Annotated in this window: 12 protein-coding genes and 1 pseudogene; 10 read left to right on the top strand and 3 right to left on the bottom strand. The window is 56.8% G+C overall.

Going from position 1 to position 12,140, the window contains the following annotated elements:
- The first annotated feature begins 310 nt into the window (after positions 1-310).
- From FHS21_RS30050 to FHS21_RS30085, 8 genes and pseudogenes are all read left to right on the top strand, one after another.
- On the top strand, positions 311-2,056 hold the full coding sequence (locus FHS21_RS30050; RefSeq protein WP_183665801.1) for an adenylate/guanylate cyclase domain-containing protein: 1,746 nt from the start codon (positions 311-313) through the stop codon (positions 2,054-2,056).
- Positions 2,057-2,320: 264 nt separating this feature from the next.
- Entirely contained in the window at positions 2,321-3,118 is a 798-nt protein-coding gene (locus tag FHS21_RS30055) for an SDR family NAD(P)-dependent oxidoreductase (protein ID WP_446686535.1), read from the top strand.
- Between the two features lie 9 nt (positions 3,119-3,127).
- Positions 3,128-3,568: a PPC domain-containing DNA-binding protein gene (locus tag FHS21_RS30060; protein WP_312879963.1), complete on the top strand. Its 441-nt coding sequence runs from the start codon at positions 3,128-3,130 to the stop codon at positions 3,566-3,568.
- Between the two features lie 321 nt (positions 3,569-3,889).
- A pseudogene (locus FHS21_RS30065) lies at positions 3,890-4,398 on the top strand (cytochrome P460 family protein).
- Between the two features lie 75 nt (positions 4,399-4,473).
- The gene (locus tag FHS21_RS30070; protein WP_112532652.1) at positions 4,474-4,707 is read left to right on the top strand and encodes a hypothetical protein; all 234 of its coding nucleotides are present in this window, start codon (positions 4,474-4,476) and stop codon (positions 4,705-4,707) included.
- Between the two features lie 141 nt (positions 4,708-4,848).
- A complete protein-coding gene (locus FHS21_RS30075; protein ID WP_183665803.1) occupies positions 4,849-5,628 on the top strand; it encodes an alpha/beta fold hydrolase in 780 nt (259 codons plus the stop codon).
- Between the two features lie 152 nt (positions 5,629-5,780).
- On the top strand, positions 5,781-6,347 hold the full coding sequence (locus FHS21_RS30080) for a TetR/AcrR family transcriptional regulator (RefSeq protein ID WP_183665805.1): 567 nt from the start codon (positions 5,781-5,783) through the stop codon (positions 6,345-6,347).
- Between the two features lie 50 nt (positions 6,348-6,397).
- Positions 6,398-7,366, top strand: coding sequence for a quinone oxidoreductase family protein (locus FHS21_RS30085; RefSeq protein WP_183665807.1), 969 nt, complete (start codon positions 6,398-6,400; stop codon positions 7,364-7,366).
- Between the two features lie 44 nt (positions 7,367-7,410).
- Here the strand turns inward: FHS21_RS30085 and FHS21_RS30090 are convergent, their stop codons facing one another.
- On the bottom strand, positions 7,411-9,003 hold the full coding sequence (locus tag FHS21_RS30090) for an ABC-F family ATP-binding cassette domain-containing protein (RefSeq protein ID WP_183665809.1): 1,593 nt from the start codon (positions 9,001-9,003) through the stop codon (positions 7,411-7,413).
- Between the two features lie 117 nt (positions 9,004-9,120).
- Between FHS21_RS30090 and FHS21_RS30095 the strand changes: the two genes are divergently transcribed.
- Entirely contained in the window at positions 9,121-9,777 is a 657-nt protein-coding gene (locus FHS21_RS30095) for a TetR/AcrR family transcriptional regulator (protein ID WP_183665811.1), read from the top strand.
- Positions 9,778-9,940: 163 nt separating this feature from the next.
- On the opposite strand, the gene FHS21_RS30100 is transcribed toward FHS21_RS30095, so the two are convergent.
- Together FHS21_RS30100 and FHS21_RS30105 are read right to left on the bottom strand one after the other, a co-directional pair.
- Positions 9,941-10,162, bottom strand: coding sequence for a hypothetical protein (locus tag FHS21_RS30100; RefSeq protein WP_112532647.1), 222 nt, complete (start codon positions 10,160-10,162; stop codon positions 9,941-9,943).
- Positions 10,159-10,971, bottom strand: a complete 813-nt coding sequence (locus FHS21_RS30105) for a DUF2092 domain-containing protein (RefSeq protein ID WP_183665814.1) — start codon at positions 10,969-10,971, stop codon at positions 10,159-10,161. The genes FHS21_RS30100 and FHS21_RS30105 overlap by 4 nt, the downstream gene beginning before the upstream one ends.
- 793 nt (positions 10,972-11,764) lie before the next feature.
- Here FHS21_RS30105 and FHS21_RS30110 point away from each other — a divergent pair.
- On the top strand, positions 11,765-12,001 hold the full coding sequence (locus FHS21_RS30110; RefSeq protein WP_183665816.1) for a DUF7662 domain-containing protein: 237 nt from the start codon (positions 11,765-11,767) through the stop codon (positions 11,999-12,001).
- Positions 12,002-12,140: the final 139 nt, after the last annotated feature.

The raw sequence follows: 12,140 nt of genomic DNA on the forward strand, positions 1-12,140 counted from the left end.
AATCCCATCATCGCCTGATCCCCTGCCAAATCACTCAGAGGATTGAATCATGCGTCCCAAGCGCCTGCAACAATGAGTTTTTCAACAGTATCGGCCACTTGCGGACATTCGTTAATCGCAGCTTTGCGCCATAGGCAGTAGCCGGCGCATAGCCGCGCACATGACTGTTTCGACCCATTGCACCGGTCCACTTGTCTATTCGTGACGGCTCCTCATAGCCTCATGGTCCAGGCCGCTCGACATAAAAGTCCGTGGCCTCTATCTGCGACCTGCTGTAGGCTGCAAAAGCGGGCAACAAAAGGTTCCCGGCATGGAGCGTCGCCTTGCAGCCATCCTAATCGCAGATGTCGTCGGCTATGGCCGTTTGAGCCGGATCGACGAGGAAGGTACGCGCGCCCGCTTCCAAACAGACCTGAAGGAAATTTTCGAGCCGAGGATCGCCGCGCACCATGGTCGGCTGGTCAAAACAATGGGCGATGGGATACTGGTCGAGTTCCGCAGTATGGTCGGCGCCCTACGCTGCGCCATCGAAATCCAACAACAGAAGGCGCAAGTCAACAAATTCGTTCCGCCAGAACAACGGCTTGATTTCCGGATCGGCATCAACCTCGGCGACATTCTCGTTGAGGGTGAGGATATTCACGGTGATGTGGTGAACATTGCCGATCGACTGCAAGGGCTGGCGGAACCGGGCGGAATTGCCATTTCTGCTCCTGCTTGCGACCAGGTCAGAGGAAAGTTGCCGGTCGGCTTCACCTCCCTCGGCAACCAAAAAATGAAGAGTATCGCCGAGCCGGTTGAAGTCTACCGCGTCTTGATCGATCCCGGACCTGAGAGCAAGTCCGCCGGACCACGTCTGATTGCTGAGGATGACAGAAAGTCGCTGGTCATTGCGGTTCTGCCATTTGAAAATCTGAGCAGTGACGACGGCTGGACACGACTTGCAGACGGCCTGTCGGCCGACATGATTGGCGATCTAGCGCGGTATCCTGATCTTGCGGTCCTTTCGCGCCAGACCATGCAGGCCTACCGGGGACTGAGTGACACGCGCTCGGTCGGACGGGAGCTGAACGCCAACTACATGCTGGAAGGAACCCTCCAGGCGATCGGTCAGCGTGTCCGCGTTGCGGTGCAACTGGTCGACGCCCGGACCGGAGCCAGCCTCTGGTCCGCTCGGTTTGAGGAGGCGACCGATGATTTTTTTGTCATGCAGGACAGAGTCACGCAGAGCGTTATTAACGCCTTGGCAGGTGATTTCGGAAAGCTCGCCACTATCGGACGCGAGGCGGCCCGGCGGAAGCTGCCTTCGAGCCTGAGTGCCTATGACTGCTATCTACTCGGGGTCGAACTGCACGACAGATTCACGACCCGTACGCGGGCGGAAGCCATACGCATGTTATCGCGGGCCGTGGAACTTGCCCCCAGCTTCGCCCGGGCGTGGATGATGCTGGGACTAGCACATGCGGTCGATGCCTGCCACGCGTTCACGCCAGATTCAGCAGCTTCAGTCAAGCGATGGCGAAAATGCATCGAAACAGCCGTTGCGCTCGACCCTAGCGATCCAATGACGCATCTCTACAAGGGCGATCTCTGCGGCATCGACGGCGATCTCAGGGGAGCCGCAGAGGAATACGACCTGGTGCTGACCCTGGCACCCAATAACGCCGATGTGCTGTCCACGCTTGGCTCCAGCAGAACTCTCGTGTGCGGAAGTCCGGACGAAGGCTGTGCTCTTGCCGAACGCGCGCTTCGCATCAATCCGCAGGCCCCGGGAGCGTTTTACGCACACCACGCCCGCACCACGTTCGTCGCCGGCCGATACACCGAGAGTTTGTCATCTCTGCGCAAAAGCCCACCCGACAATCCCGTCACTCTGATGTTCCGTGCCCTGTGTCACGCTTCGCTTGGAGAGATGACCCAAGCGCAGACGATTGCCAACCTGATTGCCGTCAAGTTTCCAAGGTTCACCGTCGAGAACTTCATCCAAACCTATCCTGTCACAAATCCTCCGGCTCTCGCTGCAATCAAGGAAGGCGCTCGTCTGGCTGGTATGTAGGCGGTGGCAAGTCGGAATTAGCTCCTGATAACACTACGCTTCAGCCCGGAGCTTCGATAGAGGATAACTTCTGGTGCTGGGTGGGGGAGAAACCATTCGCGTTGACTCAGCCGTCAGGTTGGGCATTCTGAAATGTGTGATGGCCACCCCCCTCGCCTTATCGTTGTTGTCGCTTGCGATTCACTGTGGGTAAAGCCATCCATTCAAACCTCGGTCGACAAACCACATATGCGAAATCCCAAACGTAGGAGAAGCCCTATGGACCTGAAATTGATCGGCAAGACGGCCCTTGTAACTGGATCCACTGCAGGGATCGGGCTTGCAATCGCCAAGCGGCTAGCTGCAGAAGGGGCAAATGTCGTCATCGTCGGCCGATCGCAGGCCAAGCTGAACGAAGCAGCAAAGCTCGTTACCTCCGCGACGTCTTCCAACGTCGCGTCAGGCATCCGCGCCGTGCTCGCAGATGCTGCGACTGCCGAAGGGGCTGCCGTTTTGCACCGTGAAGTCCCGACCGTTGATATCCTCGTCAATAATCTCGGCATCTATGAATCCAAGCCTTTCACCGAGATCACTGACGCTGATTGGCTAAAATTCTTCGAGGTAAACGTGCTGAGTGGCGCACGTCTCGCTCGTCAATATTTTCCACGGATGCTGGAACGAAATTGGGGGCGGATCATCTTCATCGCCAGCGAATCCGGTCTCGTTGTTCCCCCGGATATGATCCATTACGGCATGACGAAAACGGCGCAGCTTGCCATATCGCGCGGTTTGGCGGTGTTGACGAAGGGGACGGGTGTGACGGTGAACTCGGTCCTTCCCGGCCCTACCCGATCAGAAGGCATCGTCGACTTCTTGAAGAGTGTAGCCAGCGACCCGTCTTTGCCGCCCGAGGAGATGGAAGCAGAATTCTTTCGCAACGAACGCTCCACGTCATTGCTGCAACGCATGATCGAACCCGAAGAGATCGCCGATCTGGTGGCATATGTGGCGAGTCCGCTGTCAGCGGCGACCAATGGAGCAGCGCTTCGTGTCGAGGGCGGGATTACCCCAACAATCGCATAGGAGGCTATCGTGGCCAGCGACACCGGGACGGTTAGGTACACAAAGACTCCGACAGGCTATCTCATGGTATTGCTTCAAGGGGACAACATGTTTGTCCAACTTGAGGCGTTGATGGATAGCGAACAGATCCCCTCGGCGAGCTTCTCGGCCTTCGGTTTCGCAAAGATTATCACTTTTGGCTTCTTCGATTTCGTCAAGAAACAATACGATCCAGGATCGTTCGAGAACGTCGAAATGGCCAGCATTACCGGAACGCTGGCTTGGAAAGATGGCAAACCTTCAGTTCATGCGCACGGGGTCGCTTGCGATGATGGGTTCGCGTCCGTTGGCGGCCATCTTCTGGCTTTAGAGGTCGGAACTGGATCACTTGAGATCACCATTACCGCGCACCCGCAAAAACTTGAGCGCAAATTGGACCCCAAGATTGGCGCGAATGTACTTAGAATATAAAAGCCGTCATGGATTATGCATCTACGGCGGCGGCCCCTGTCGTCCCCGATGCACGACAAGGCAGTGGGCAAGGCCATTGTCACAAGGGGGCGGGCAAACCGATATGCTACACAAGAATCCTCGTGCCTTCTCTGACTGGCACCCCGCAATATCCTGCCCGTAGTCCGTAGCCTCCATCGCTCCATGTAACACTATGGGAAGCGCTTGGCGGGAAAAGCCAAATGCGCAGAAGGGGCGGCATCGGCCACAATCTGCCTCAAGAAGCGCCGGGCCCTTTCGCCGAGGCTATCATCGACGTCGACGGTTTTGAGGAGTCAGCCCATGAAAGCTGGTCATTTGGCGTTTCTTGCCGTCGCAGTGGGGTCAGGAATCGCGGCGGTTGCGGCCGCGGCAGACGGTGATGCGGATGAGCGAATAGCCTCTCCGATCTACGGCGTCACCATTCCCGAAGGTTATCGGCAATGGGAACTCATCGCGCCAGCCCAGGAAGGCGAACCTCTCAATGAGCTTCGGGCGGTCCTCGGGAACGCGATTGCGGTGAATGCGTATCGCGACGGGAAACTTCCATTCCCCGACGGGACCATCCTGACGAAGCTCGCCTGGAAGCACGTTCAGTCGCCTGAATTCGAATCAGCCTCCATTCCCGGCGCTGCGACGACTGTCCAGATCATGGTCAAGGACTCAAAAAAGTACCCGTCAACCGGCGGCTGGGGATTTGGCCGGTTTGTGAACGGCAAACCTGTCGACGCAGCCCAGCATGAAACGTGCTTCGCCTGCCATGAGGCCTCGTAAGAGATCACGACTTCGTCTTTACGCGGTTTGCTCCCTAGTCATGCCGGGCTTTACCTTAGGAGAAAACCAACTTATTCCGAACGATCATCGTTACCAAAGCGGCTATTCCTTCAATGAGAAAACGGCACGCCGGCCATATCATCCAATTCTCTTCGACCGAACTGAGTGAAGGCCGCCCCGAATACGAAGCAGTCGTCGGTCGAGCGGCGAGCATGCAGCGTGAATTGAACGGGCGGCAGCCGGGCGATCCATTACGCGCCGCCCAGGTCATACTTGAGGTCGCCGCAATGGATAAGCCGACGTTGCGGCTGCCGCTCGGAAGCGATGCACTGGCAGCCATCGACTGATCGGGCATAGCTGGAAGAACTGGAACACCGGCGGGCCCTTAGTGTATCCACCGACTATCCGCGGGCCCAAGTCTGATTCACCACCGACTTGAGCGTAAGTAAACTTGGGCGGCCCTGTACATGTCAAAAAGGAAAATTCAAATGAACAAGTTATTGGCGGCACTCGCTATGGCAGGCATCCTGTTGAGCGGTTTGCAGGCGCATGCTCAGCAGCCTGTCAAGCCCACGATCGTCCTCGTGCATGGGGCATTCGCCGATACGTCGAGCTGGAACGGCGTCATCAAAATACTTGAGAAAGACGGCTATCCGATAGTGGCAGCCGCTAATCCCCTGCGCGGTGTCGCTAGCGATGCGGAGTACATCGGCAACATCGTGTCCAGTATAAAATCCGCGGTCGTTCTGGTCGGCCACTCCTATGGCGGCAGTGTCGTCAGCTCGGCGGCAAATGGCCATAACAATGTGAAGGCACTGGTCTATGTCAGCGCGTTTGCACCGGAAGCGGGTGAAACCGCCGTTGGACTGACGGGAAAATTCCCCGGGAGCACGCTCGGTCCGACGCTCGCTCCGCCCGTGAAGCTCTCCGGCGGTGGCACTGACCTGTACATTCAGCAGGACAAGTTCCACGATCAGTTTGCGGCAGATGTACCCCAGGCCGATGCCAAACTAATGGCCGCAACACAACGACCGGTTACAGAATCCGCCCTAAATGAGGCATCGGGCGATCCAGCCTGGAAACATATTTCCTCGTGGTTCATCTACGGCGACAAAGACAAGAATATACCGCCGCAGTCGCTGGCATTCATGGCAGAGCGGGCGCATTCGCACCAGACCGTCGTCGTCAAAGGTGCTTCGCATGTGGTGATGGTCTCAAATCCAGAACCAGTTGCGCGGCTGATTGAGAGCGCAGCAGTGGGCAAATAGCTGGCCTTCCGGCACGAACCGTCACAGAAGGCAGCATTGTGATGCTGCCCTTCTACTTGTCTGATGATGGGCCATGCGGCGTTTCCATGCCGGTCTAGTTTACTTCAAAGCGTCATTCTTGACAGATCGTTCCATTATTCCTAGATAAGAGTATGGCACGGACTAAGGAATTCGATAAAGAACTGGCGCTGGACGCGGCAGTCGGCGTGTTTCGCGAGCATGGCTTCGACGGCACATCCACGGACATGCTTGTGCGCGCCATGAAGATCGGGAGGCAGAGCCTATACGACACCTTCGGCGACAAGTGGAAGCTTTACTGCCTCGCCGTGGAGCGCTACTCGACAGAAGAAACCAATGCACACCTCGTAATGCTGCGCAAGGAACCGCGCGCGGTGGATAGTATCCGGGCGATGATGGAGCGCGTGGTAGAAACAGCGGAGCAAGCCTGCCTCGGCATCAGTTCGATTTGCGAATTTGGTCAGAGCCGGCCCGAACTCACATACGTCTATCAAACCGCGGACCGACGTCTGATGCACGCCACGTGCCAGCGCTTGGAAGAGGCTCAAGCCGCAGGCGATATAAGCGGAACTTTGTCCTCCGACGAGATGGCAGATTTCCTTTTTGCTAGCGTCGCGGGCATCCGCATCGCCGCACGCAGCGGCGCAAGCCAAAAGCAGTTGAAATCCCTCGGACGCCTGGCGCTTCGCGCGATTGAGTAGGTAAAAATTTTGGCCATTTTTGGAACAATCAGTCAAGAAAAGGAGAGGTTATGAAAGCAGTGGTTATGAAAAAAGTCGGAGGCATCGACGTGATGGAATTCGTCGATCGCCCAGAGCCGGTGGTGATGCCGGGACATGCCGTCGTCGAAGTCGCCGCCGCCGGTGTGAACTTCATGGACATTGGTGTGCGCCAAGGCATGGCGTGGACTGAGATGGCGAATCCAAAAATTCTCGGCGTTGAAGGCGCGGGGCGCGTGTTATCCGTTGGTTATGGGGTCGACGGTTTTGCAGTCGGAGATCGGGTTGCCTGGGTCTACGCACCCGGAAGCTATGCCGAGCGCCATTCAATTTTGGCAGATTCACTTGTTAGAATTCCCGACGCCGTCGACGATCATACGGCCGCAGCAGTCATGATGCAGGGTCTGACCGCTAGTCACTTCGCCACCGACTTCTATCCTGTGAGGCCGGGGGACATCGCCCTCGTTCATGCTGCTGCCGGTGGGGTCGGCCTTCTGCTAACCCAGATCATAAAGTTGAGGGGCGGACGCGTGATCGGACGGGTCTCGTCGGAAGACAAGATCGCGGCAGCAAAGGAAGCTGGTGCTGATCACCTTATCGTCGATACCGAGGGACAGTTCGCAGAGGACGTCCTCCACCTGACCGGGGGGGAAGGCGTTAATGTTGTCTATGACGGTTCGGGCCCCAAAACCTTCCAGGGCTCACTCGATTCGCTCCGCCGCTCCGGTACATTCTGCTGGTACGGACCGGTGCTCGGTGGGCCCGGTCCACTGGACATCATGAACCTGCCTAAAAGCATCAAGATCGGCTATGCGACCTTTTTCGACCACATCCACACGCCCGAACTCTTTCGCGCCCGCGTGCATCGGCTTTTTGGCTGGATCGAAGACGGATCTCTAAAGATAAACATTGGAGGTACTTACGCGCTTGCCAGCGCCCAGCATGCTCATGCAGACATGGAAAGCCGCGTCACCACCGGTAAGCTGCTCTTGATCCCCTGACGAGCGCGCTCCTTTCGTCCTACGAGGGACGCCCCACTTGATGGTTAACCCTGCACGGACAGGTTCAGTTCGAGGCGCTGGTTGATGTTGATGTTGGCAAGGAAGGTTTTGTCGTGGCTTACGACGAGAAGCGCACCGTCATAAGCACGCAGGCCCGCTTCCACTGCTTCGATAGATTCGATATCCAAATGATTGGTCGGCTCATCGAGGACAAGCAGCGACGGCGGGTTTGCCCCGCCTAGCACGCAAGCAAGACCGGCGCGCAGCGCCTGACCGCCGCTCAACGCGCCGACGTATTGAAGTGCGGCATCAGCGCGGAAGCGGAAATTGGCCAATGTAGCCCGGCAGGCGTTCTCGGTCGCCCCCGGATTGAGCCGTTTAAAATTGTTGAGGATCGTTTCGCCGCGTTCGAGGATCCCGACGCTTTGATCCAGCATTGCGAACGGCACGACTACGGAGACCGTCCCTTTGAAAGGCGGCAACTCTCCTGTCACCAGCTTCAACAGTGTCGACTTTCCCGCTCCATTGCGCCCCACAACTGCAATACGTTGCGGCCCCACCAGCGAGAAAGACAGATCCCAAAGGACAGGGTGATCGAGATCATAGCCTGCAGTCACCCTGTCGAGCTCGAGAACTTGACGACCGGAAGGCAGTCCCGTCGGAGGAAGGTGGACGATAAACGGCTGCATGACTTCAATGCGGGCCGTTGCCGCAGCCAGAAGCGCGAGCGCGTCCGTTCGCTGGCGCTCAGCAATCTGTCCACTCCTAGCTTTGGTGGCTTCCGCATTACTCATTCTTTTGCCAAGCGAAATCCGCGGCATATCGCCCCTCGCTCCTTTTTTGGCACCGGCCGCGTCGCGCCTGTCTTGTCGTTCGATCAAGGACTGTGCCTTGCGATCACCCTCCCCGACTGATTTTTGCGCATGCGCCAAGTCTTGCTGCGCCGCTTCCAGTTCGACCGCCTTGATCGCCTGGTAGCCGCTCCAGTTCCCGCCGTATCGTTTCGCACCGAGCGAGGTCAGCTCGACGATCGCGTCCGTCTGCTCCAACAGTTCACGGTCATGGCTGACGATAATCGCGCCGCCGCGCCAGCTGGCCAGAAAGTCGACCACGGCCTGTCTGCCGTCGCCGTCCAGGTTGTTCGTAGGTTCGTCCAGCAGGAGAAAATCAGATTCGCGGAATGTCACCGCCGCGAGCGTCGCCCGCGTTCGCTGACCACCGGAAAGCTGCGTCAGCAGCGTGTCCGGCCGTGCGTCGAGCCCAAATCTGGCAAGTGCGATGACAATCCGTTCTTCGACCGTCCAGTCCGCATCGGCCAGCTCTTCTAAACTCGCCTCACCGCTTTCGGCGCGGCGCAGCACCGAGATGGCTTCGGTCACACCGAAGAGATCTGCAATGGTTTCCTGCTCGTCAGCCTGGACTAACTGCCGGACAAGCGCCGTGCGCCCGTCGACGGTCACGGTCCCGGCCGAAGGCCGGGCAAGCCCCGCAATAATGTTCAGCAAAGTCGTCTTTCCGACACCGTTCCTACCGACAAGCCCCACCCGCTCCGGGCTTATTGCCAGGTCGAGATTGCTAAACACCTCTTCCCCGTCGGGTTTCGACCAGGAAAGACCGGAGAGTATGATGGAGGGCATGGCGAAAAAAACCTGTTGCGACTATGAAAACGGCACGATACCGTGCTGTTATCAAGAATCGATGCTGAGGACAATGGCACCGGCACGGGATACCCGCCGACTGCGGACAACGGAACCATGAGTACAACGATCAGACGCGCCGGAGGCCGGCCGACGAAGAAACAAGCGGACACAATAAACGAGCGGCTTCTCGACTGCGCCCGGTCGACCTTCGCCCGCAAGGGCATTGCGAAGGCCTCCCTGGAAGAGATCGCCGTCGAACTTGGCGTTTCGAAGCATACGATCTATCGGCGCTATTCAAGCAAACCGGCTCTCCTTGATGCTGTTGTCCAGCGCGATCTGATCCGGTTTCATGGTGCCCTCATCCAGGCCGCGACCGGGAGCGTGGATCCTCTCTTGGCACTTCGCAATGTAGCTCTCAGATACTTTTTGTTCGGCGCAGATCCCGAGTATTCCGCCTTCTATCTCTCGGTCGTCGCAGAGGCCGTGTGTTCCGCATCCCTGCGCGAAAATCTGGCAGCGTGGTCGCGCATCGCGCTGGAGCCTCTCCAGCAAGCAATTGTTTCAGTCCAAGCCACCGATGCCATCGTGCCGGGAGATGCGGCAGAGATTTGCAGCATCCTCGTCGATTTGCTCGAAGGCGCTAATAATCGAGTGCGAATCGGCGTGTTCGGCTCGCCTGACGAAATCGAATCCCTCAAACTGTTCGAGAACCGATGGTCCATATTCCTCAGGGCGATGACTTCCGCCAGAAGTAGTCAGTGCAATCCGTGAAAGCCGGGACCGCAGAATAAGACTTTGGTCGTTTGAGGTGAAGCCTCTGATCAACAGGTTAAATGCTCGAGAAACATATTTTCAGGCCGTTTCGAATAGAGTTTGTCGAAGCGGACATCCTGTCGGCTCTGCTGTACTGTCTCTACACGGTATTTAGCCCATGCTAACAGACATACACTCCGGCCACACAGCGCCGAACTGTGCGCCTTGTAGTCCGCCGTGCAGCACCAGCAACACTCACGGGGGTGAGCGGACGCCCGACCCTTGCTTCTGCTAGTGTGACAAAACTGATGCCAGGAATGGGCAGTTCCGTTCCCGCTTCCAGCAGGAATGACGAGACGATCCCTGTCAGCAGTGCAATCTTGAGTTTCCTTGAAAGGGTCATTTGGTGCCTCCCACAGCAAAATGGTCCGGAATTTCATCGATGTTTACGAGTTTTTTCGGATCGTCGACCTTCTTGGCATTGGTCGGGGCCTTGAAAGAGAAATTGTCCGCAACGACATCAGTCCCGGTCTTCCAGTCACTGATTTGAACGCTGTATTGCGGGGCCCGATCGCCCTTGGGATCGGTGATGACGTACCTGCACGGATAGGGCTCCGCGCCTTGGGCAACCCATATCTGCCAGTCGACATCCTTCGCCCGGAATGCCAGATGATCGCACTCGGTGCCGCCGATCACACCACTTCCGAGATCCTTCACGTCGATGACATCCTGCATCAGCTCGCCGTAAACATCTTGCAGGAGGAGATCGGCACCTGGCACAGGCCTATTATAAGTGTACCGCAGCTCGTCGATCAAATGGTCGATCGTCCCCGGCACTTCGAATTGGGCATAGAGATTGTCATCCTTGCCGAGCAGCGTCAGGATCTTGCCGTCAAATGTCATCTCGACATTGGCAAACCCGCCGGAACGGGTTGCTCGAATCTTGTCTGGCCTGCCCACTTCCATCTTGCCCGAGCTTGCCAGCAGAAGTTTCTGGTGCTCCTTGGTGACGACCTCGAGATTGGTGTCGTATTTGAAGGAGATGGCCTTTTGCGCCGCAAGATAGTCGGACATCCCCTTGAGGATAGTTTTGGCTTCGACTTCTCCTGCCGATGCGCCCGTCGGTGTTCCGGACGTAATCATCAAGGCCAGCACCGCCGATGAAAGCGCGACCGCGGTGAAATGCATGGATTTATGAGCGGTTGTGTTCATAGAAGTATGCCTTCCTTGTGTTGTTATTGCAGATCCCTCGGATCGTGCGTTCCCTCTCAGGTAAAGCAAATGCTGCGCTCTACAGAGCGTCTCACTACAAATTTCAATTGTGCTGCACATGGCCAGATGCTTTCGCGATCCAAGCGGGCAGAACTGCCAGGCAGAGCCAAGTATCGCTCACCGTAGCACGAAGCGGACATGCCCGCGCGTTGTTTTGCCAAGAGCCGACCCAACATAATGGCTTACAGTCAAGTTTTATAAGGCCGAGTATATAGAGGATCAGTGCCACCCTCTGCCCCCACCACAACTAGCGCCCGCGCCAATAGGTCCCGCAACGTGCGATGAGAAGGCTACTGTTCCAACGTGGATGTTGCCTCATGAACGACGGCGGCGGGCTAAATCAGAAGGGTTATTTGACAGGATTTCGGTCTTAGATCACTCTGGTTTCCGTTGCATATCGGGATAATCTTGCAATAGAGGCCCGGCGCTTTGGCCATCCTTCGATAAGACTGTCTCTCGCTGGGCTTCATCGCATCCCTAACCAACCTCTAGCGTATATTTTAATGGCTGAAACCTGTGGGCCGGGGACCACGACGATTGATTTGTGTATAGTCAGGCTCGGGCCGCCCATTGACACTACTCTTATCATTCAAACCGCGATTTAGTCCCGGAACAAGGAGGGAGCCCCTCCAAATTTGAGGTACCCGAGTTAATCCATGTCTGCATCTCAATTGGGTAGTTGCGTCCTGCCAGATTGTGTCTCATATCCACGGGTCTTGAGGGGATGCCGAATATGACTAAATACGCGGGCCTCACCGACTATCTTAAACTTAGGACGGAAGGTGAACTTACTCTGACATTCGATGAGATTGCTGACATCATCAACGGATATCTTCCGAAGTCTGCAGAGCAGTCCCAATATTGGGAAGACGCAGCGAAGATGTGCGCGGGGCACAAAGCATCACAAAAAGCTGGCTATAAGACATATCTCGTACATGGGAACGACAAGGTGCGCTTCGTTCGAAGTTAAGTTTGCTGCGAACTCCGATGCTGAGATGGGGCCTACCGATTTACCCCGCGGGAACTTCAAGCACGCCGGACAGTTTAGCTTCATCGGAGAGTTTCGCCGATTCTCCGAGGAGGCTCGGAGGCAAGCCGGCCACGCACTT

The sequence above is a fragment of the Phyllobacterium trifolii genome (assembly GCF_014192095.1).
Lineage (GTDB): Bacteria > Pseudomonadota > Alphaproteobacteria > Rhizobiales > Rhizobiaceae > Phyllobacterium > Phyllobacterium trifolii.